General features: G+C 46.6%; 12 protein-coding genes. 7 read left to right on the forward strand and 5 right to left on the reverse strand.

The window, feature by feature from the left end:
- Positions 1 to 59 precede the first annotated feature (59 nt).
- The 4 genes from AC5JPY_RS02680 to AC5JPY_RS02695 all read right to left on the reverse strand — a co-directional run bounded on the left by AC5JPY_RS02680 (position 60) and on the right by AC5JPY_RS02695 (position 13,461).
- On the reverse strand, positions 60 to 9,926 hold the full coding sequence (locus tag AC5JPY_RS02680) for an Ig-like domain-containing protein (RefSeq protein WP_493852020.1): 9,867 nt from the start codon (positions 9,924 to 9,926) through the stop codon (positions 60 to 62).
- Positions 9,927 to 9,973: 47 nt separating this feature from the next.
- Positions 9,974 to 10,525, reverse strand: a complete 552-nt coding sequence (locus tag AC5JPY_RS02685) for a hypothetical protein (RefSeq protein WP_493852021.1) — start codon at positions 10,523 to 10,525, stop codon at positions 9,974 to 9,976.
- A 1,147-nt stretch (positions 10,526 to 11,672) separates the two neighbouring features.
- Positions 11,673 to 12,356: a cupin domain-containing protein gene (locus AC5JPY_RS02690; protein WP_493852022.1), complete on the reverse strand. Its 684-nt coding sequence runs from the start codon at positions 12,354 to 12,356 to the stop codon at positions 11,673 to 11,675.
- A 241-nt stretch (positions 12,357 to 12,597) separates the two neighbouring features.
- Complete coding sequence (locus tag AC5JPY_RS02695; protein WP_493852023.1) at positions 12,598 to 13,461, reverse strand: universal stress protein; 864 nt, start codon at positions 13,459 to 13,461, stop codon at positions 12,598 to 12,600.
- Positions 13,462 to 13,697: 236 nt separating this feature from the next.
- Here AC5JPY_RS02695 and AC5JPY_RS02700 point away from each other — a divergent pair, with 236 nt between their 5' ends.
- From AC5JPY_RS02700 to AC5JPY_RS02730, 7 genes are all read left to right on the forward strand, one after another.
- Complete coding sequence (locus AC5JPY_RS02700) at positions 13,698 to 14,231, forward strand: DUF2058 domain-containing protein (protein WP_319052171.1); 534 nt, start codon at positions 13,698 to 13,700, stop codon at positions 14,229 to 14,231.
- A 475-nt stretch (positions 14,232 to 14,706) separates the two neighbouring features.
- Positions 14,707 to 15,111 carry a hypothetical protein gene (locus AC5JPY_RS02705; protein WP_319052170.1) on the forward strand — a complete coding sequence of 135 codons (405 nt, stop codon included), beginning with the start codon at positions 14,707 to 14,709 and terminating at the stop codon, positions 15,109 to 15,111.
- 335 nt (positions 15,112 to 15,446) lie between these two features.
- The gene (locus AC5JPY_RS02710) at positions 15,447 to 17,543 is read left to right on the forward strand and encodes a dihydrolipoyl dehydrogenase family protein (protein ID WP_493852024.1); all 2,097 of its coding nucleotides are present in this window, start codon (positions 15,447 to 15,449) and stop codon (positions 17,541 to 17,543) included.
- A gap of 126 nt (positions 17,544 to 17,669) precedes the next feature.
- Positions 17,670 to 18,968, forward strand: coding sequence for an ABC transporter substrate-binding protein (locus AC5JPY_RS02715; protein ID WP_493852025.1), 1,299 nt, complete (start codon positions 17,670 to 17,672; stop codon positions 18,966 to 18,968).
- Positions 18,965 to 20,728, forward strand: coding sequence for an ABC transporter permease (locus AC5JPY_RS02720; RefSeq protein WP_493852026.1), 1,764 nt, complete (start codon positions 18,965 to 18,967; stop codon positions 20,726 to 20,728). The genes AC5JPY_RS02715 and AC5JPY_RS02720 overlap by 4 nt, the downstream gene beginning before the upstream one ends.
- 85 nt (positions 20,729 to 20,813) lie before the next feature.
- Complete coding sequence (locus AC5JPY_RS02725) at positions 20,814 to 21,458, forward strand: ATP-binding cassette domain-containing protein (RefSeq protein ID WP_493852027.1); 645 nt, start codon at positions 20,814 to 20,816, stop codon at positions 21,456 to 21,458.
- A 166-nt stretch (positions 21,459 to 21,624) separates the two neighbouring features.
- Complete coding sequence (locus AC5JPY_RS02730; protein WP_493852028.1) at positions 21,625 to 22,254, forward strand: CDP-alcohol phosphatidyltransferase family protein; 630 nt, start codon at positions 21,625 to 21,627, stop codon at positions 22,252 to 22,254.
- A 17-nt stretch (positions 22,255 to 22,271) separates the two neighbouring features.
- On the opposite strand, the gene AC5JPY_RS02735 is transcribed toward AC5JPY_RS02730, so the two are convergent.
- Positions 22,272 to 22,883 carry a TetR/AcrR family transcriptional regulator gene (locus AC5JPY_RS02735; RefSeq protein WP_493852029.1) on the reverse strand — a complete coding sequence of 204 codons (612 nt, stop codon included), beginning with the start codon at positions 22,881 to 22,883 and terminating at the stop codon, positions 22,272 to 22,274.
- Between the last annotated feature and the right edge of the window lie 145 nt (positions 22,884 to 23,028).

A 23,028-nucleotide genomic window follows, 5' to 3' on the forward strand; every position in this document is an offset into this window, starting at 1 on the left:
TCGTAAAAAACGCCTCCATTTTGGAAGCGTTCTGTGCATTAAAATAAGATCAGCCAGTCTTAGATAATATTGACGATGTCAGTATCAATATGAACCTGTGTCTCATTAGATGACTGCCATACGTTATACATCTCACCTTCTGAGGTAGTCTGTCCAGTATTGGTCCAACTATCACCTTCTAGATTGACTGTATCATCGTTATCACCTTTGACATAGATAGTGGCTTCAACATCTTTGTCTGCTATATTTAAAGTATTCGCACCAATACCGCTAATATCAATGATATCAGGCTGCATCATGTCAGAGAGGCTAATGATTTGACCTGAACCCTCAAAGCTTAGAGTATCGATCCCTTCGCTCGAAGTGGTTAGTAGCGTATCAGATAATTCTATAGTGTCATCGATGGCAAGTGTGAAACTTTCATCTAACGATATGCTCCGTGCAGCAAACGTTCCACTATTGGTACTGTAATCGAGCGTAATATCCAGATTTGCAGTAGAAGACTCACCATTCTCTGCAGTGATCGTATACTCAAAGCTATCTACATCACCATAAGTGCCTGTAAATGTCGCGTCAGCAACATAATTATAACTACCGTCTGGATTGATAGTAAGTGTGCCATATATACCATCAATGGCACTACCACCAACCTCGACAGGCAAACCATCTACTAATGAGACAACGGTACCAGAAGTAATCGTATCTGCACCATCAGAACCTATGTCAGTAATAACATTTCCACCTATGAAAGCACTGACTGTATCAGGCGGCGTATAGTTGGTAATGACATCAGAGGTGGTACGAATAGTAAGGCTACTTAATAATGAAGCATCTAAAAGTCCGCTACTGTTACCTAGCGTCACATAATATGTGCCACCATCTTGAAACTCTGGTAAAACTAGATCATCTGCGCTCCACCTAGCGGGCAAGACACCTGAACCCTGAAGCCAATTCTCCTGCGTAAAGGTTAGCGTAGCCTCAGAGCTGTCTTCTTCTACTCGATAGACTAAAAGATCAAAATCATTATCTCCAAGAGCCAAGAGATCAAAAAGTCCACCTAGACTCAGTGTAGCAGACCCACTGCCATCAACGGTTACTTGGCGAGTGGTATTGTCAGCCATAGTGAACGACAGCGCGTTATCAACGCTCAGTAAATCTACGTCAATGGTATCTGCGAGCACGCCGATATTGAGAAGCCCTCCCACTTCAGTACTTTGTAAAGGTGCATTGGTGGTAGATGACTCAAAACCTATATCTAATGTCACCTCATTATCGAACGCTATTGGTACAGTCGTATCAACAGTAATAGTAGCAGTCGCGGCGGTGCCCGTATTTCCAGCAGGGTCTGTTGCGGTAGCACTCAATTGCTCAGCACCCTCACCCATTGCCCTTACTTCTGCCTCATCGACATTGATACTCCAGTCACCAGCTGCGTCGACAATAGCCGTACCTAAGATATTGTTTGAGCCGTCAGTCAACGTAATTGTGTCGCCTGAAACCCCCGTACCTGTTACAGCAAAACTTGCTGCGGCTTCGGTACCATTAACAATATTGTCGCCAGCGATAGGCTCATCAATCGTTGGGGACTCTGGTGGCGTCATATCAACGACCGCATCAAGATTAATCACCAGCTCTGCTGTATCACTAATAACGCCATCAGAAACTGTATAAGTAAATGTCTCCGATTGACCTGACGACGCAAAATCACCATTTGCCGTATACGTATAGTCGCCATTTTCATCAATAACTAAGACACCATACTGACCTTGTATCGTAAACACCGTTGTACCATCGACTACCGCAGAGGTAGGTTCCGATTGGCTATCGTTACTATCGATATCAGTCAGTACTGTATCCACTGTTACCGTATCTTCGCCCAACTCACCTGAGCTCGATACATCAGGATCAATCACATTACCAGTAATGACAGTATCATCGGCATAATCAAACTCAGTTACTGTCGCTGTAATATCTGTGGTTTCAAGTAGGGTTAGGGTATTGCTAAGAAGCACAGCAGTAATGTCATCAAGTAATGGGTCTAAAACACCTAATCCTAATACATTATCTTCCAGTATATCTACTACAGCATCGAGACCTAAACCTTCATCCCCAGCCGCAGTTAATGCAATATTGAGAAGACCATTAACAGTGCCTCCTAAAACTGGACCTAATGCATTATTGATTGTGGTAAAAACAACTTCTTGGTTATCAGGACCCAGTACAACTCCTGCTTCACCCAACTCGGCTAAGGTAAGACCATTGACTAAAGCCCCTAATGCGCTCTCACTATTTCGCACCACAATAGTATATTCATCTGGTTCTAAACCAGAAACTGTCGCAGTCAATGTATCATTGCCAGTTAATCCCAATAACTCGATTCCAATAACATTACCCACCAATGGCTCACTACCAGTAGTGCCAACGTAAACAAGCTCATTGTTACTATTATAAACCTCTATATTAATTGCATCCGCTACTGTCACTAATGCCGTCTGACTAACTTCGATACTGACTGTGCCATTTGTACCTGCACTCACGGTAAAGCCAAGACTGCTATCGGCACCACCAGTACCTTCAGCAACTCCCAAAACATCTAAGTCAGATTCACTGATCGGATCATAGTACGTAACTTGCAACGCTCCTAAATCAAGATCATCCAGATCATCACGGGCAGTAAAGGTCGTATTAAGATCGAATTCGACAGCAGCACTCGGAGCACTGACATTTTCATTTGCATCTGTCACCGTAGCAACTACCGTATAGGCACCATTATCACTGATACCATCAACGCCATTTGGAATCGTGATTTCAGCAATGCCATCTCCATCATTAACATCAAGGTCAGCTGCGGTCACTTGATATTCGACGGTAATAGGGTTACCAGCATCAGGCGTCACTGTTAAGGTCACCGTGTCGCCTACAACAGTGCCAGGTGGTAGGGTCACTTGGGTTTGAACGCCATCTGCAAACTCTTCCGCATTGACACCATCAAGTGCTTCAGGAATCAATACCGCAGGTGCCGTGGTATCACCAACTGTAGCACTGTCGCTACCTATCGGACCAGCGTTCCCCGCCTGATCAGTCACATTCGCGTTAACTGTTAGTACTGCCCCTTGTTGTGGAACTTCAACCGCAAAGTTATACCCGTTGTCTAGCATATCTTGAGTAATCAAAGTCGCCATACCATCGACCGTTACAATGTCATCAACCTCAGCGTTGTCTGGTAAGATCACAGTAACCTCAACTAACCCATCGTCGTTTAAGTCAAAGCCGTTAACTAAATCATCACCATTACCAATGACCACGGTTGGTTGACCTGGCGCTGTGGTGTCAACGGTAAAGCTCACCGCGTTACTAGGCGCACTCACGTTACCAGCCGCGTCGGTTACGGTGGCGGTCACACTATACTCACCATCGGCAGTGATGCCATCGTCTGCATCATTTGCAATGGTCACGTCAGCAATACCGTTACCAGCGTTGGCATCAAGGTCATCTTCAGTCACTTCGTACTCAACGGTGATCGGATCGCCACCATCAGGGGTTACTGTCAAGGTTACTGTATCGCCTGCAACGGTGCCAGATGGCAGGGTCACTTGGGTTTGAACGCCATCTGCAAACTCTTCTGCATTGACCCCATCATCCGCTTCGTCGTCAATGACCACGACTGGTGCTGCGATAGCGGCATCTGCTTCGCCGCCAGGAGCCACGGTATCTACCGTTATGGTGGTCGCAGGAGACGCGGCACTCACGTTACCGGCAGCATCTGTAATGGTGTAGCTGATGTCATAGGTGTCATCAGCAAGTGGGGTGTCAGGCGTTAGGGTGTTATCCACTAAGGTGGCTGGTACGGCCTCGCCATCGACCAACAATGTCGGTGTGCCGTTAGCCAATTCATCATCTGGTATGACCACACCTGGGGTGTTGTCGTTGGTGATGCCATCATCAGGGATGGTTTCGGCAGGATCAAGCAAATCGCCATTGCCATCTACGTTGTCGGTGATGACTGGCGCTGCAAGCGGTGTGTCAGGCGCTGTGGTGTCAACGGTAAAGCTCACCGCGTTACTAGGCGCACTCACGTTACCAGCCGCGTCGGTTACGGTGGCGGTCACACTATACTCACCATCGGCAGTGATGCCATCGTCTGCATCATTTGCAATGGTCACGTCAGCAATACCGTTACCAGCGTTGGCATCAAGGTCATCTTCAGTCACTTCGTACTCAACGGTGATCGGATCGCCACCATCAGGGGTTACTGTCAAGGTTACTGTATCGCCTGCAACGGTGCCAGATGGCAGGGTCACTTGGGTTTGAACACCATCTGCAAACTCTTCTGCATTGACCCCATCATCCGCTTCGTCGTCAATGACCACGACTGGTGCTGCGATAGCGGCATCTGCTTCGCCGCCAGGAGCCACGGTATCTACCGTTATGGTGGTCGCAGGAGACGCGGCACTCACGTTACCGGCAGCATCTGTAATGGTGTAGCTGATGTCATAGGTGTCATCAGCAAGTGGGGTGTCAGGCGTTAGGGTGTTATCCACTAAGGTGGCTGGTACGGCCTCGCCATCGACCAACAATGTCGGTGTGCCGTTAGCCAATTCATCATCTGGTATGACCACACCTGGGGTGTTGTCGTTGGTGATGCCATCATCAGGGATGGTTTCGGCAGGATCAAGCAAATCGCCATTGCCATCTACGTTGTCGGTGATGACTGGCGCTGCAAGCGGTGTGTCAGGCGCTGTGGTGTCAACGGTAAAGCTCACCGCGTTACTAGGCGCACTCACGTTACCAGCCGCGTCGGTTACGGTGGCGGTCACACTATACTCACCATCGGCAGTGATGCCATCGTCTGCATCATTTGCAATGGTCACGTCAGCAATACCGTTACCAGCGTTGGCATCAAGGTCATCTTCAGTCACTTCGTACTCAACGGTGATCGGATCGCCACCATCAGGGGTTACTGTCAAGGTTACTGTATCGCCTGCAACGGTGCCAGATGGCAGGGTCACTTGGGTTTGAACACCATCTGCAAACTCTTCTGCATTGACCCCATCATCCGCTTCGTCGTCAATGACCACGACTGGTGCTGCGATAGCGGCATCTGCTTCGCCGCCAGGAGCCACGGTATCTACCGTTATGGTGGTCGCAGGAGACGCGGCACTCACGTTACCGGCAGCATCTGTAATGGTGTAGCTGATGTCATAGGTGTCATCAGCAAGTGGGGTGTCAGGCGTTAGGGTGTTATCCACTAAGGTGGCTGGTACGGCCTCGCCATCGACCAACAATGTCGGTGTGCCGTTAGCCAATTCATCATCTGGTATGACCACACCTGGGGTGTTGTCGTTGGTGATGCCATCATCAGGGATGGTTTCGGCAGGATCAAGCAAATCGCCATTGCCATCTACGTTGTCGGTGATGACTGGCGCTGCAAGCGGTGTGTCAGGCGCTGTGGTGTCAACGGTAAAGCTCACCGCGTTACTAGGCGCACTCACGTTACCAGCCGCGTCGGTTACGGTGGCGGTCACACTATACTCACCATCGGCAGTGATGCCATCGTCTGCATCATTTGCAATGGTCACGTCAGCAATACCGTTACCAGCGTTGGCATCAAGGTCATCTTCAGTCACTTCGTACTCAACGGTGATCGGATCGCCACCATCAGGGGTTACTGTCAAGGTTACTGTATCGCCTGCAACGGTGCCAGATGGCAGGGTCACTTGGGTTTGAACACCATCTGCAAACTCTTCTGCATTGACCCCATCATCCGCTTCGTCGTCAATGACCACGACTGGTGCTGCGATAGCGGCATCTGCTTCGCCGCCAGGAGCCACGGTATCTACCGTTATGGTGGTCGCAGGAGACGCGGCACTCACGTTACCGGCAGCATCTGTAATGGTGTAGCTGATGTCATAGGTGTCATCAGCAAGTGGGGTGTCAGGCGTTAGGGTGTTATCCACTAAGGTGGCTGGTACGGCCTCGCCATCGACCAACAATGTCGGTGTGCCGTTAGCCAATTCATCATCTGGTATGACCACACCTGGGGTGTTGTCGTTGGTGATGCCATCATCAGGGATGGTTTCGGCAGGATCAAGCAAATCGCCATTGCCATCTACGTTGTCGGTGATGACTGGCGCTGCAAGCGGTGTGTCAGGCGCTGTGGTGTCAACGGTAAAGCTCACCGCGTTACTAGGCGCACTCACGTTACCAGCCGCGTCGGTTACGGTGGCGGTCACACTATACTCACCATCGGCAGTGATGCCATCGTCTGCATCATTTGCAATGGTCACGTCAGCAATACCGTTACCAGCGTTGGCATCAAGGTCATCTTCAGTCACTTCGTACTCAACGGTGATCGGATCGCCACCATCAGGGGTTACTGTCAAGGTTACTGTATCGCCTGCAACGGTGCCAGATGGCAGGGTCACTTGGGTTTGAACACCATCTGCAAACTCTTCTGCATTGACCCCATCATCCGCTTCGTCGTCAATGACCACGACTGGTGCTGCGATAGCGGCATCTGCTTCGCCGCCAGGAGCCACGGTATCTACCGTTATGGTGGTCGCAGGAGACGCGGCACTCACGTTACCGGCAGCATCTGTAATGGTGTAGCTGATGTCATAGGTGTCATCAGCAAGTGGGGTGTCAGGCGTTAGGGTGTTATCCACTAAGGTGGCTGGTACGGCCTCGCCATCGACCAACAATGTCGGTGTGCCGTTAGCCAATTCATCATCTGGTATGACCACACCTGGGGTGTTGTCGTTGGTGATGCCATCATCAGGGATGGTTTCGGCAGGATCAAGCAAATCGCCATTGCCATCTACGTTGTCGGTGATGACTGGCGCTGCAAGCGGTGTGTCAGGCGCTGTGGTGTCAACGGTAAAGCTCACCGCGTTACTAGGCGCACTCACGTTACCAGCCGCGTCGGTTACGGTGGCGGTCACACTATACTCACCATCGGCAGTGATGCCATCGTCTGCATCATTTGCAATGGTCACGTCAGCAATACCGTTACCAGCGTTGGCATCAAGGTCATCTTCAGTCACTTCGTACTCAACGGTGATCGGATCGCCACCATCAGGGGTTACTGTCAAGGTTACTGTATCGCCTGCAACGGTGCCAGATGGCAGGGTCACTTGGGTTTGAACACCATCTGCAAACTCTTCTGCATTGACCCCATCATCCGCTTCGTCGTCAATGACCACGACTGGTGCTGCGATAGCGGCATCTGCTTCGCCGCCAGGAGCCACGGTATCTACCGTTATGGTGGTCGCAGGAGACGCGGCACTCACGTTACCGGCAGCATCTGTAATGGTGTAGCTGATGTCATAGGTGTCATCAGCAAGTGGGGTGTCAGGCGTTAGGGTGTTATCCACTAAGGTGGCTGGTACGGCCTCGCCATCGACCAACAATGTCGGTGTGCCGTTAGCCAATTCATCATCTGGTATGACCACACCTGGGGTGTTGTCGTTGGTGATGCCATCATCAGGGATGGTTTCGGCAGGATCAAGCAAATCGCCATTGCCATCTACGTTGTCGGTGATGACTGGCGCTGCAAGCGGTGTGTCAGGCGCTGTGGTGTCAACGGTAAAGCTCACCGCGTTACTAGGCGCACTCACGTTACCAGCCGCGTCGGTTACGGTGGCGGTCACACTATACTCACCATCGGCAGTGATGCCATCGTCTGCATCATTTGCAATGGTCACGTCAGCAATACCGTTACCAGCGTTGGCATCAAGGTCATCTTCAGTCACTTCGTACTCAACGGTGATCGGATCGCCACCATCAGGGGTTACTGTCAAGGTTACTGTATCGCCTGCAACGGTGCCAGATGGCAGGGTCACTTGGGTTTGAACACCATCTGCAAACTCTTCTGCATTGACCCCATCATCCGCTTCGTCGTCAATGACCACGACTGGTGCTGCGATAGCGGCATCTGCTTCGCCGCCAGGAGCCACGGTATCTACCGTTATGGTGGTCGCAGGAGACGCGGCACTCACGTTACCGGCAGCATCTGTAATGGTGTAGCTGATGTCATAGGTGTCATCAGCAAGTGGGGTGTCAGGCGTTAGGGTGTTATCCACTAAGGTGGCTGGTACGGCCTCGCCATCGACCAACAATGTCGGTGTGCCGTTAGCCAATTCATCATCTGGTATGACCACACCTGGGGTGTTGTCGTTGGTGATGCCATCATCAGGGATGGTTTCGGCAGGATCAAGCAAATCGCCATTGCCATCTACGTTGTCGGTGATGACTGGCGCTGCAAGCGGTGTGTCAGGCGCTGTGGTGTCTCGAATAGCGTTGGCCGTTACAGCAGGGGAGATATTACCAGCCGTATCTTCGATCCTGACAGAAACCTCTAATGCAGCTCCTTCCTCTGGTGCAGGTATTTCCACCTCAACATTACCAGCTTCAATATCGTCATTAGACAAAACTTTTTCGACACCGTTGACAATCACGGTATAACCAACACTCGAACTCTCTGGCAAATCAACAATAACATCTACCTGATTGCCCTCTATCTCGTCAGCTGTGATAAAGACATCTCCGTTACCGATAGCTACACCGTCTGGCGCTTCAGGCGCATCATCTGTGTCTCGAGTAGCATTAACTGTAACAGCCGTCGACTCGTTTCCAGCTATGTCTGTGATACTGGCAGTGACTTGCAGTGATTGACCTTCTAGTGGTGCATCAATAGTTACGGTTGCCATACCATTTACGATGTCATCATCGGTTATTAGCTGGTCGATACCATTAACAGTAACAGTGTCACCTACAGAAGCACTATCTGGTAAACCAATAGAGACAGTGACTTGATCATCACTAATCTCATCAGCGGTGATCAAGGCGTCACCATTACCAATATCAATACTTGGAGCATCAGGAGCATTAGTGTCGGGGGCGTTTACTGGATCAGATTCTACTGAGGTATTACCTGCCGCATCGGTAGCAATGGCATTAATCGTCTCACCATTGGCAAGCGGTGTATCAAGAGTTACCTCGTAGGCACCTGTGGTAGCATCTGCTATTGCTGTACCAATAACATTGTCATCTGCATCTAAGATGTCTACGCGACTGCCAGGCTCAGCACTACCTGTGACGGTCGTACCATCGAAAGCATCAATACTTGGGGCATCAGGGGCGGTAGTGTCAGGAGCATTTATTGGATCAGACTCTGCTGAGGTATTACCTGCCGCATCGGTAGCAATGGCGTTAATCGTCTCACCATTGGCAAGCGGTGTATCAAGAGTGACCTCGTAGACACCTGTGGTAGCATCTGCTGCTCCCGTACCAATGATATTGTCATCTGCATCTAAGATATCTACGCGACTGCCAGGCTCAGCACTACCTGTAACGGTCGTACCGTCGAAAGCATCAATACTTGGGGCATCAGGGGCGGTAGTGTCTACTTCTGAATTATCATCGTTATTATTACTACTCCCTCCTCCTAAAGCCGCTGCTGCGGCTCCTGCCCCTGCAAGACCAATGAGCCATGGTAGTACAGCAAACCCTTCAGCATCCGCTGCCCCTATCCACCAAGGACTTGAATACGCATTTCCGCCCAGAGAGTGACTTTGCACCTCGCCTACCTGCATCTCAGTAACGTAGTCAGTCACGTCACCTGTATCAGGAAGGTAATAATAGTAATTTCCATTTCCAGCAGCACCGACGAGCGCGCTGTCAATATCGTAGAACCCTTCAATAATCAGATCAGGGTTCTGGCTATTATTCTCAAAAGAAACATGTAGGTCTTTACTCACACGCTTAGTGACAATATTACTGGGCGCTCGTCCAGCTGCTACATCAAAAATCTCATAATTCGTTTTGTCAGTAGCTTGTATGACTGTGGGTATATTGTTTTGTGTGATCACAGTGTGTTCAGCAACTGTCCCTACTTGATTGTTGGCCTTAACGGTTATAGTTTTCATAGAATCATCCTTGATTAAAGAATTCTAAACTAGGTTGCAATCTAGAATCATAAGTGAATTTTGTTGTCCTTAATTTTTGATAGCGATAGCTGGATAATGGTTTGGAAGACATGCTCAGTATCACCAGTAGTGATTGACATAGCATTGATGCAACTCATGATACTGAGGTGCATAGCCTCTACGTCATCTCGTTTTACTAAGATGTTGTCAGCATGAAATTGAAAGAGATTGGGTTTGTGGCTTTTGGTTTCTTGGCTGTATGGTGTTTGACCATATATAGACTTATTCAGAACAGTAAATATACTACAGAGACCACCGATGATGGAGTGAGCCACATTTTTTAATAACATGTTCTTATCAGGTGTTGTGCGCTGGACGATAGAGGGCTTTACTTTGGGTAAGTAAACCTGCAAGTGCGGTGTTATACGAGGGATATATTGATGCTCTTTGGAACGAAGAGCGATGTTATCGGTTACTATGCTAACTAACGTTAGCGAAGGAGTAATGCTACAGGCAAACAGCATTTGAGCAGCCTTGATAATCTGGCAACCTACTAAATTGGCTGGTTTAGCCGATAATAGTACGGTTATGCTATTCATAGCAATTGACCTCCTATAGATAAATCACTTAATTTATTAACGTTTGATTTTTAAGATAAACTTTCAAAATCATTATATGTTTGTAGAAATATTATTAAAATAATCATTCTTGTTATAAAAAATATTAAGCCATAAATTTTGTACTACTGTTACCATATTAGCTTTTTATATATACATATCAACACTTATATTTTTATCTAAATGTAAACAATGTTTCAGCATGTAAAAGTCACTGCTAAGTATTTATAATCATGACAGTTCTACTCCCAAGTGAAACGCCTTCTCAAAGTAAGGAAAAATCGAGTTGACGCATTTCTAGTTACAAAATCCCTCTAAGTGCCTGTATCTTTTATGGATTTTATCATACTCAATCTGAAGTTTTCTAACTTGACACAAATATATATCCTATAATCCTCATTATAAAGCTCTTAACTTTTGATGTTTTTGATGCTATCTAGATGTGGCTAACTCTTTGTATCAGCACACTTAATCATTATAAAACTAAAAATAAGTACTGTTTATGAATACGCATAACTATTTTTAACTTCTATTAAATAATGCGAATTTTTTACAATTTTTTCTTGAAAATAAATTTTATAAATCAAATACTCATTAATATTCGGTTATTTATTCAAGATATAATCAAATCTATTTATTTCAACGAAAAGCCTATAGGATTTTTGGAATGATGCCATAAATACTAGCCGACACAAGTAGGCTACTTTCAGATGGTATTTATTCCTTGTCTGTTTTATACCTATAAGTATTTTTAAAACACTGATAGGCGTCTTAGACTATTAGTAGGGTCTGATGTGCTCAACGGCATGGGATACTATATGGATGGCTTATTTTTGCAAGACGATAGTAGGCCTATCTTATTTCAGATATTGCTGCTTGATAATTTGTGAATGTGCTGGAGTGATATTGAACAGAGCGCGAGCTAGAGAAACTGTAGTTATGACTGCAGATAGAGGGGCTGATACTACTATACGAGGAAGTGTTTTATCGACACAGAGTTATGAGTACAAAGTCGATTTTTAAGACATCGCTTGCCGTATAGTTGACACATCAAATATAGAAAATTAGTGTGTCAACTATTTTGCTCGCTGGTCGTTTATGTGGGTAATATGCTTCCAGAACGATTTTTTTAGGTATTGTCTATTTCTGAACCCACCACTTGGCTAAGGTGCCCCATCTTTAGATATATCGTAGCACCCTTTGGTCCTGCCTTGGTCTGTGCATATTTGTCTGTAGGTAGACGTATCCACCCATCACGCTGATATACTTGTCCCTCGTCTAGCAGCTCACCTGCCAACACTAACAACTCTGCACCGCCGCTGACAAGATCAGTAAATAGCAACTCGCCAGCGTCTATACGTAGCAAGCTCACCTGCTCAGTCCCATTTGAAAAAAGAGGACAGACATCACGGTTGCCTTGTCGCTGCCAATTGGTCCTATCTTGAGTGTCGATAGCCACATGATTTGATTCATCAGATGTCATTTGTCGCAGTTTAACAAAGATCACCGCGCCTTCATCGCTATAGGGTTTGTGACCTGAGTTTGGCGGGTTACGTAAGTACCACCCTGCTGGATAATGTGTGTCGTCTGCAGAAAATGTTCCTGACAGTACTAGAATCTCTTCTCCGCCCGGATGCATATGATGCGGAAAATAAGAGTTCGGTGCATAGCGCACAAGACTGGTTGCACGGGCTTTTTCTTCACCCACGCGGTCTAGCATGACACGCTCTACGCCGCTCTGAGGCGACTGTACCCATTGATGGTTTGCAGGTGTAAGGGCAGCACGGCATGAGAAATCTGCATTGATACGCATAAAGTATTCCTAGGATAATGTGAAGTTGCTGAATCACTCATCATCCAACTCAAGCGGTTATCTGGCGCGCTAGATAACCGCTTATGACAATGAATAGTGAACGATGACACTATGTGCGTAGACCATATGTGCTTAGACCAATAGCCTAGCAAAAGCTTGTGTGAGCTTAATCTAGTGTCTCGCTAATAAAGAAACAAGCAGCCTAACAAAAAAAAGCAGCAAGGACTTACTGACATACCAATTAACGCACTAAAATGACAGGTGACAACGTACTGGCTATGATTTCTGTCGTGGTGCTCCCAAGGAATAGCTGCTGCCACTTAGAGTGTCCGTAGGCACCTACCACCATAATATCGATATTATTATCCACTTGAAATGATAATAACCCATCAACAGTGTCAGCAGCAGATGAGTGATGTGCTTCAACCACAAAGCCTGCGTCCTCTAGCTCAGCCGCGGCGCCGCTCATACTTTGCTTGGCAGCCTCATTATGATTACCCACCATCACGATATGACCTTTCAAGCCTTTTAATAAAGGGCTTTTTGCTACCATCCATGCCGCTTTGATGGAGGTTTTACTCCCATCAAACGCAATCATATAGGACTTGGGTATCTCAAAGGTCTCTGAGCAGATCAGTATGGGTATGTCCGATCCACGAGCCACCGTCTCGATTTGGCTACCAATATTGATTCGGCTGTTTTTATGATCTTCACCGCGCCGTCCCATCACGATTGCACGGTTTTCTGTTTTGAAGTGTTCAATACTAGGCAACAGCTTACCGTGGCGCTGATACACGCGCACATTGACATCGGCGAAGTGATTTTGGATATGACTTTTTGCGTCTTGTACCAAGGCATTGCTATAGCTATTAACGACCTTTGCTCTTTGCTCATCTAATTGCGACAACTCTTGTAGCAAAAACTGGCGGCTGTTTACCCCTATCGCCCCTGACAAGTCACGTCTGACTGAGGCGGGTACATCGCTGACATGTAATAGCCCAACAGGTAGGTTCAGTCTGCTGGCATACCATGCTGCATAGTCACAAACTGATTCGGTCACTGCTGAGCCGTCAATACAAGCTAAAATATGCTGTGAGGTTGTCATAATCCATCCTTAGATTGTGTTATTTATTCTTATATAGCTTGGCATATACCGCCAACCTACGCCCTGTATACGTGAGAAAGCGTCAAGAACGCTATCCCTTAATTCGATGATAACCAATTTGGACGGTTTCAGCCAGTGCGTAACCACAAGCGCTACTAAAGTTTGCTACAATACCTCCTTTAGTATTTATGATTCAGCATTTAAGACTTACGTATCGTTATTTAGGTGATTAAATTATGGCAAAAAACGCCCTACAGGCTCAACTATTAAAGGCTGGATTGGTCGATAGTAAAAAAGCCAAAAAAATCAGCAAGCAAACTCAGCATGCCAAGCGTACTGGCGACTCAGAAAGTCTAGAGACCAAAAAAGCGCTGGCAGATGCCCAAGCAAAAAAGCTTGAAAAAGATCAGCAGCTCAATCAACAAAAACAGCAAGCGCTAGAAGAAAAAGCATTAAAGGCTAATATCATCCAAATGATTAAGCAGCATCAAATAGCGGATACAGATGGTGAGGTCAGCTATCAGTTCGTCGATGAGTCTAAAGTAAAGAAAATTGCTATCACACAGAAGCTGTATGATCAGATCGTAGCAGGTCATGTCGTGATCGCACGACTAGAAGACAGCTACGCCCTACTTCCTCGTCCATTGGCAGATCGCATCGATACAAAAATGGAAGGCTTCATGGTCGTGTCTAATGACACCGCTGAAGAAGTACTAGAAGAAGATGATCCTTACGCCGCTTATGTGATTCCAGACGATTTGATGTGGTAGGTATCTTTTTACTGCTGTACTGCTTAGATAAGTTTATAGTCAAAACCCCTTCATAGAATCATTGTTCTATGAAGGGGTTTTGCTATCTAGAGTCAGGTGGCGTAGACATTCGCTTACCAAACTGCTTGGAAATGCATTGTCTACAATCAAGAAAACAGCACCTATAAGTGGTTATACTTCTTTAAGCGACTATTGCTGGTTTGGTCGAAAAAAGTAACCAAGCCCTATAAATACCATATTATGAATGTATAAGCTTGAACAGTCATTCAATAACCACTACAATGCGATTTTAAGGTATTCAGCGGTAATCTTTTATTTATATTTGAGTAATCACTCAAATATATAAGTATGTCGACTATGTCTATTGACATGTAATAGCAGATATTTGCACTGTCATCATCTACGTAGATTACCTATATAGCTGTGTTTATATCGTTTTTAATTCACTTTCACCCTTTCTCAGAAGAGATCACTCATGCCAAAACACTTACCTCTCTCATTACTATTACTTCGACTGGGTGTTTTTATTGTCTTTCTTGTTTGGACACTAGACAAATTCGTAAACCCTGAGCATGCTGCCAATGTATTTGCTAAGTTTTACGCTCTAGAAAACTTGGGCACTAGTATGGTTTATGCGGTTGCTAGCTTGCAGATCATTCTCATATTGTTATTTGTCGCGGGTTTATTCAAAAAATGGACATACGGTATTATTTTATTGCTCCATGCTGCCTCGACCTTTGCCACCTTCCATCTTTATCTTCAACCCTTTGACAACTTGCTGTTCTTTGCCGCATGGCCGATGCTAGCTGCTTGCTTGGTACTGTTCTTGATGAGAGACTATGACACTTGGACACTGGGCAAAAACGCTGCTGTGGCATAATTTTTGGTTGCATCTGCTGTTAGACTCTATAATTACCAAATAATATAAATACCAGACAGCAGGTTGCAGGTCATATACTATAGTTCTGAGGTTTTACGTTTTGTCTCAGGCATACCAGTAAACCGTTCAGCGCAGTAGCTCTATACAATTACTACCATCACGTCATGACACTACTCATAGTGCAATGACGACGACTTTAGCCTTCGCCACACTATTGGGCCGGATCACTCATGATTAAGAGAATATTTTTAATACTATTAATATTGATACTAGCGGCAAGCTTTTTTTATTTTGACCTCAACCAATTACTGACGCTTGACGGCTTAAAAGGGTCGATGTCTCAGTTCAATGAGTATAAGGCACAGTCCCCGTTACTGGTTATCGGTGGGTTCTTCTTACTCTATGTAGTCGTCACTGCCCTATCCTTACCAGGCGCTGCTATTTTAACTTTAGCAGCGGGAGCACTGTTCGGCTTGGTTCAGGGCTTACTGATTGCCTCATTTGCCTCTACTATCGGTGCAACGCTCGCTTTTTTGACCTCACGTTATCTGCTGCGCGATACCATCAAGCAGCGCTTTCCTGAGCGCCTGGCAGCAATTGATAAAGGCGTTGAAAAAGAAGGCGCGTTTTACTTATTTACCTTGCGATTGGTACCGATATTTCCGTTCTTTTTGATTAATCTGTTGATGGGCGTTACCGCTATCAAGTCATGGACTTACTATTGGGTTAGCCAAATCGGTATGCTTGCTGGTACTTTTGTTTTTGTAAATGCAGGGACACAGTTGGCACAAATTGATAGTCTATCAGGGATCTTATCATTCGATTTGATCCTCTCATTTGCGCTATTGGGCTTGTTCCCATTGATCGCAAAAGGAGTGATAAATATGTTCAAAAAAAGACGCGTCTATAAGAACTACAATAAGCCCAAAACATTCGATCGCAATATGATCGTCATCGGTGCAGGTGCAGGCGGTCTAGTGACCAGCTACATCGCCGCGACCGTCAGGGCAAAAGTCACCCTGATTGAGGCAGGAGAGATGGGCGGGGACTGCTTGAACTATGGCTGTGTCCCAAGCAAGGCCATTATTAAAAGTGCAAAAGTCGCAGAGCAGATGCGTGATGGTGAGAAGTATGGTCTTGAGAACACCACGCCGCATTTTTCATTCAAAAAAGTCATGGCGCGCGTGCACGATGTCATCGCGGAGATTGCACCGCACGATAGCGTCGAGCGCTACACTGATCTGGGCGTTGAAGTTCTAAAAGGGTATGCCAAACTGATCGATCCATGGACAGTAGAGGTCACCCTCAATGATGGTGGCACTCAGACGCTCACGGCACGCACTATTGTACTTGCCACTGGTGCACGTCCCTTTGTCCCGCCGCTTCCAGGTATTGAGGAGACAGGTTATGTCACCAGCGATACTTTGTGGGAGAAATTTGCAACGCTTGATGAGACACCCAAAAAGCTCGTTGTGTTAGGTGGTGGTCCTATTGGCTCTGAGCTGGCACAAGCATTTGCGCGTCTAGGCTCAGACGTCACCCAAATCGAACGCAGCACACGTCTTATGAAAAAAGAAGATGAGGAAGTCTCCGAGTTTGCTCAAAACGCACTAGAGGCCAGCGGTGTCACGGTTTTGACATCACATCAAGCGGTTCGCTGCGAGATTCGTGATGGCAAAAAGTACATTATCGTTCAGCAGCTGGGTGATGAGGATCAAAGCAGTCAGCAAAAAGGCCTACAAGAAAATCTACAACCAGAGATGGCGCTTGAGTACGATGAGCTACTGTGTGCAGTCGGTCGTAGCGCCCGTCTTGAAGGTTATGGACTAGAAGCACTCGGTATCGAGACAGATCGTACGGTGGTTACCAATGAATACCTAGAAACGCTGTATCCTAATATTTATGCAGCAGGCGATATTGTTGGACCTTATCAGTTCACACATGTCGCCTCACATCAAGGGTGGTATGCTGCGGTCAATGGCTTGTTTGGTCACTTTAAGAAGTTCAAAGTTGATTACCGAGTGATTCCATGGACGACCTTTATTGATCCAGAAGTCGCTCGCGTGGGTTTGAACGAGCAAGAAGCAATCGATAAAGGCATTGATTTTGAAGTGACGCGCTACGACTTTGAAGAATTAGATCGTGCGATCACTGATAGCGCTGCCAAAGGCTTTATTAAAGTCATTACACCCAAAGGTAAAGACAAAATCCTAGGGGTTACGATAGTGTCCGAGCACGCTGGTGATTTGATGAGCGAATTTGTACTCGCAATGAAACATGGCTTGGGACTGAACAAAATACTTGGTACTATTCACACCTACCCAACATGGGCAGAGGGTAACAAATATGTTGCTGGCGAATGGAAACGCAACCACGCCCCTGAAACCGTATTGAACTGGTTAGAGAAATATCACACATGGCGTCGTGGTTAGCCGCCTGTATGGCCATTGAATGACCTAATTGACAAAACAAGCCTGAGATCATCTGGTTGAGCTAGGGCGCGTCCCTAATAGTTTTTATCAGCTCAACTCAGACATATAAGCATAATGGAAGCTTCAATGGACCCAACCTCTTCTCTACTGATGCTAAGACGCTTCACAAGATGCAGTGCTTATGCAGCGATGCTTGGCATTTGTATTGGTATTTCTGCCAGTACCGCATCAACCAACAGCACCACGAGTGACCAAGCGTTATCGCCATGGCAACAAATAGAGGCGCAAGGTAAGAACCAAGACGTTTATTTTTATGCGTGGGGCGGCGATCCACAGATCAATGCTTATTTACAGTGGGCGGCCAAGCAGGTTGATGATAAATATGATATCAACTTAGTCCATGTCAAACTGAGCGATACCAGTGAGGCTGTCAGCCGTGTACTCGCAGAAAAGTCAGCCAACAATAACGATCAGGGCAGTGTTGATCTGGTATGGATTAATGGCGCTAACTTTGCCACCATGAGTGAAAACTCATTGTTACTCAAGCAATGGGCAAATAAACTGCCAAATTTCTCATTAACCGATCCCAATAATAATCCGACAGTCAATTATGATTTTGGTGTACCAACCGATGGTATGGAAGCCCCTTGGGGACAGGCGTCACTAACCTTTTATTATGACAGTCTTTCTGTCAATACACCGCCGACCACCCTTGATGAACTCAGCACTTGGACAGCACAGAATCCTGGACGCTTTAGCTACCCAAAGCCGCCTGATTTTTTGGGTATGAGCTTTTTAAAATATGCGTTGGTCATGCTCCATGAGCAGCACAATGCTGAGACCGGTCAAAACACCAAAGCACAATTAAACCTGCCTGCCACTGAACAAAACACCGCGCTTGTACTAGATCCGCTATGGGCATTTTTGAATGACTTTCATCCAACGCTGTGGCGTGATGGTGAGCAGTTTTTACAGACAGGGGCACAGATGCGCCGTTTGGTCGATGATACCGAGCTGAGCTTAGCCTTTACCTTCTCAGCGCCTGAAGTGCCTGCCGCCGTCCAACGGTTTGATCTGCCCAAAAGCATACGCAGTTACGCCATGAGTGATGGTAGCTTGAGTAATACGCACTTTGTTGCCATTCCCTATAATACAAGCCACCCACAAGCCGCGCAGCTGGTCGCTAACTTTTTGATGAGTCCAGAGGCGCAGGCACATAAGCAAACCCCTGCCGTGTGGGGTGACAAAACGGTATTGGTCCAGTCGACGCTCAGTCCTGAGCAACAAGCATTGTTTGATAGTAAGCAAACACACCCAAGTGCCCTACCCTTTGACAGCATCACACGTACGGTAAGTGAACCGCATCCAAGCTGGGTAGATGCCATTATGCAAGGTTGGCAAATGCGTTACGGGGTAAGCCCATGAGTCAGGGTTTTGATAAAATGGCAAAGACGCAAGCGCGCGCCAAACCTATTGTCCTTGAGCAAACAGACTGGTTTACACGTATTGTGACGTTGAGTCCGAAACTCTTGGTTTTGATATTGATACTACCTGTATTGGGCGGTCTGATTGGTGTGGTGTTGCCTGCTTTTGGCTGGGTGCCTGCGCTCGATAGAACCACGCTTAACTTACAGGGGTTTACTGAGCTTTGGCAAACGCCAGGACTTACTCAGATGGCAGCCTTGAGCGTTGCTACTGGACTCATCAGCACCCTACTTGCTTTTATTCTCGCACTGATGATATTGGCAGCCTTTTTTAACAGTATTTGGCTACAACGTATTGAGCACTTACTAAGCCCTATCTTAGTCATCCCTCATGCCGCAGCCGCTATTGCGGTAGGGTTTTTGATTGCGCCGTCTGGGATGTTTGCAAGGCTCATCTCTCCATGGCTCAGCGGCTGGGCGTTGGCACCAAACGGTATATTGCCACATGACCCTTATGGCATCAGTATCGTATTGGGCTTGACCTTAAAAGAGCTACCATTTTTGTTATTAATGGCGTTAGGCGCGTTAGCACAGCCTGAGCTTGGTAAAAAGCTACGACAGCAATATAAAGTCGCACTCAATCTCGGCTACTACCCGATCACTGCTTTTTTTAAGGCGGTATTTCCTCTGTTATACCCTTTTTTACGTCTGCCCATATTGGCGGTACTCGCTTATGCCAGTGCAAGCGTCGAGATGCCATTGATACTCGGTCCTAACACCCCGCCCACGCTCGCCGTCTCTATCATGAACTGGTTCAATGATGTGGATTTGACCTTGCGTATAAAGGCCTCTGCTGGGGCACTATTACAGCTAGCATTGACGGCAGGACTGGTCGCTTTTTGGTTGGGCAGTGAAAAAGCCATCAAAGCGTGCTGCGGTGCTTCTTTGATAAATGGCAAACGCCGATATGCGGATACGGTATGGCAGAAAATTACTGGTGCCCTTACTGTCTTTGTTATCGGTTTTATGCTGCTCTCACTTATCGGTCTGGCATTATGGTCTATCGCTGGCTATTGGCGATTCCCAGCGATGCTACCAGAGCAGCTTGTCTGGTTGCATTTTGATAGTGCCTTTGCACAGATGGATACGCCACTTTTTAACACCTTAACTATCGGTCTTGTCAGCACTGCATTTGCGATTGTACTTGCCCTATTGTGTTTAGAAGCTGAGCAGTTGCGTGCAAGGCATCTTTCAAACTTGACCAGTTTGATTATTTACTTACCACTACTGGTGCCAAGCATTGCTTTTTTGTTTGGCTTGGTGTGGATGCAGCAATTACTCAATTACCAATCAGCATTTTTCAATGTCGCCTTTGCGCATGTATTATTTGTCTTACCTTATGTGTTTTTGTCACTTGCCAGTAGCTATCGACGTCTAGATCCTCGCTTTGCCCATGTGGCAGCCAGCCTAGGTGCAGCACCAATTAAGGTATTCTTTCAAATCAAACTGCCGCAATTGTTTGCGCCGATTTTGATTGCTATCGCACTTGGTCTAGCGATTAGTTTTGGTCAGTATCTACCAACATTACTAGCAGGCGGCGGTCGTATCGCCACAATAACGACAGAAGCAGTCACGCTCGCGAACGGTGCCAGTAGGCGCACCAGTGCCGTTTATGCCATCATACAAATGGCGCTGCCGCTCATTGGTTTTATACTGGCTTGGATATTACCAAAGTTATTTTTTAGAAGTGGCGCTCGCTAGCAGTCTGATCGTTCATAAAAACGGTCATCAAAAACAATATTCATGAAAAATATTAGTCGTTAAAAACGCACATAAAGGGTTCTCAATGCCATCAACTTTACAGATAAAAGACTTGCAGCTGTTTCGTCAAAACGAGCGATTACTCAGTATGGATGAGCATATCGCTGGTGGCGACATACTCACCGTGATGGGGCCTTCTGGTAGCGGGAAGTCAAGCTTACTGAACTGGCTGACAGGATCATTATCCAAGGATTTTACGGCAACTGGTACGGTATGGCTAAACGACCAAGACGTTACTCACCTGCCAGCGCATATGCGCGGTATTGGCGTACTGTATCAAGATGCGCTGCTGTTTTCGCATTTGTCAGTGGCAGGCAATATTGCTTTTGCGATGCCAAAAGACAATAAAAATGGTGGTAAGAAGCAACGACTCGAAAAAATAGAGCACGCGTTAGCACAAGTGGGTTTGGAAGGTATGGGAGATCGGCATCCTGATAACTTATCAGGTGGTCAACAAGCACGCGTGGCATTACTAAGGACCTTACTTGGCACGCCCAAAGCCATACTACTTGATGAGCCCTTTAGCAAGCTTGATACCCAGCTGAGAAAAGACACACGCCAGCTGGTGTTTGAGCAAATACAGACGTATAAGCTCCCTGCTATCATGGTGACACATGATGAGAGCGATGCCGAAGCAGCAGGCGGCAAAATCATTCACCTTGATCGATAGCCTTGGATATTATGCTCAAACGTCCAAACACAGTATAGTTAATCTAATTTAAGCGTGGTACAAGGCAACCGAGTGCAGATGTATGTGTCATACTTCAAGCGAGGTTAACGCTGTAACGCTTTTATATTGGATTGACTATATAAGCAAAATACAAAAGGCAGATCGCATGCTAGACAAATTTATTACGCCTATTATCAAACCGATATTGAGTCCTGTCGTCGTGATCTTGCACCAACGCGGTGTCACCGCAGATCAGTTGACAGTCGCTGGGTTCTTGATTGGGATGCTAGCATTGCCACTCATTGCCTTTGGGCTGTGGTATGGCGCACTAGCAGCCATTATTGTGAATCGACTCTTTGATGGTCTCGATGGCGCATTGGCACGTCATGCACAACAAAGCTCCAGCGCAGGTGGTTATTTGGATATTACGCTCGATTTTTTATTTTATGCAGCCGTGCCACTTGGGTTTATATTGGCCAATCCTGCACAAAACGCTATTGCAGGCGCGTTATTGCTAGCGGCGTTCATAGGAACTGGGTCGAGCTTTTTGGCATTTGCGATTGCCGCAGAAAAATTCAAATTGGATAAACCTCAGTTTAAGTACAAAAGCTTTTACTATCTAAACGGCCTCACTGAAGGCACCGAAACCATCGCGCTATTTATCGCTTTTTGTATTTGGCCACAGCATTTTGTGCTACTTGCCAGTATCTTTGCGACTGCTTGCGCGATTACGATCTTTACCCGCATCCATGGCGGCTACCACACCCTTAGGCAGTTAGAGGCTTCGAAGCGATAGAGAGGTATAATCCACTGCTAGGCTTTTAACGAATGATCGAGTCGCAGCGCTTCTATAGATGAGGCCATATCCTCAGCAAGATTATGAATCGCCGCACTATCGACATCACGCTGTGCGAATGCACGCAGACCCATGACCTCCGCCTGTAGTCGTCGTCCTAGCCTCACTGCATCAAGCTGACTGTCTATCTCACCTATCTGCTGAGCCTTTTTAAAGCACTCTATAAATCGCGTCTCCATCCCTACCAGTAGCAGCTCAACTTTCTCTAGTGCCGCCTGCTCACGAGCGCCTAGCTCTAACAAGCTTTTGACCAGCATACAAGCACGGCTCGGCAATGCTTTATCACGAATACCGCCCAGCTGCCTGATATAAGCGGCCAAACCTGATAAAGGCGTTTGATGATGGCTCAATACACGCTCAAGCTCGGTCAGTCCTAGGCGGGCATAGTATTCTAGCGCCTCTTGAAACAGGCCATCTTTACTGCCAAAAGCAGCATAAATACTCCCTGGACGCATATCGAGCGCTTGTTCGATATCTTTTAGGGAAGTGGCATGAAAGCCCTTTTGCCAAAAAAGCTGTAATGCTCGCTCCAGAGCGTCTTGACGATTATAGAGTGCGCTGCGTGACATACTATGCCCCATGTAAAAAGCCGTGACATCATATGAAAATGAGCACGGCGATAAATTTGAATGATTGCTCAATTTTATCCTGAATGAGCCCTCCAGTAAAGTTAATGCCTTTTAATAACGTTAACAACCTTGATATAGTAAACAA

This window comes from Psychrobacter sp. H27, assembly GCF_059072655.1.

What these genes read in the sequence shown, in the direction of transcription:
- AC5JPY_RS02680 (WP_493852020.1), bottom strand. Translation starts at nt 9,926, where the DNA reads ATGAAAACTATAACCGTTAAGGCCAACAATCAAGTAGGGACAGTTGCT.
- AC5JPY_RS02685 (WP_493852021.1), bottom strand. Translation starts at nt 10,525, where the DNA reads ATGAATAGCATAACCGTACTATTATCGGCTAAACCAGCCAATTTAGTA.
- AC5JPY_RS02690 (WP_493852022.1), bottom strand. Translation starts at nt 12,356, where the DNA reads ATGCGTATCAATGCAGATTTCTCATGCCGTGCTGCCCTTACACCTGCA.
- AC5JPY_RS02695 (WP_493852023.1), bottom strand. Translation starts at nt 13,461, where the DNA reads ATGACAACCTCACAGCATATTTTAGCTTGTATTGACGGCTCAGCAGTG.
- AC5JPY_RS02700 (WP_319052171.1), top strand. Translation starts at nt 13,698, where the DNA reads ATGGCAAAAAACGCCCTACAGGCTCAACTATTAAAGGCTGGATTGGTC.
- AC5JPY_RS02705 (WP_319052170.1), top strand. Translation starts at nt 14,707, where the DNA reads ATGCCAAAACACTTACCTCTCTCATTACTATTACTTCGACTGGGTGTT.
- AC5JPY_RS02710 (WP_493852024.1), top strand. Translation starts at nt 15,447, where the DNA reads ATGTCTCAGTTCAATGAGTATAAGGCACAGTCCCCGTTACTGGTTATC.
- AC5JPY_RS02715 (WP_493852025.1), top strand. Translation starts at nt 17,670, where the DNA reads ATGGACCCAACCTCTTCTCTACTGATGCTAAGACGCTTCACAAGATGC.
- AC5JPY_RS02720 (WP_493852026.1), top strand. Translation starts at nt 18,965, where the DNA reads ATGAGTCAGGGTTTTGATAAAATGGCAAAGACGCAAGCGCGCGCCAAA.
- AC5JPY_RS02725 (WP_493852027.1), top strand. Translation starts at nt 20,814, where the DNA reads ATGCCATCAACTTTACAGATAAAAGACTTGCAGCTGTTTCGTCAAAAC.
- AC5JPY_RS02730 (WP_493852028.1), top strand. Translation starts at nt 21,625, where the DNA reads ATGCTAGACAAATTTATTACGCCTATTATCAAACCGATATTGAGTCCT.
- AC5JPY_RS02735 (WP_493852029.1), bottom strand. Translation starts at nt 22,883, where the DNA reads ATGTCACGCAGCGCACTCTATAATCGTCAAGACGCTCTGGAGCGAGCA.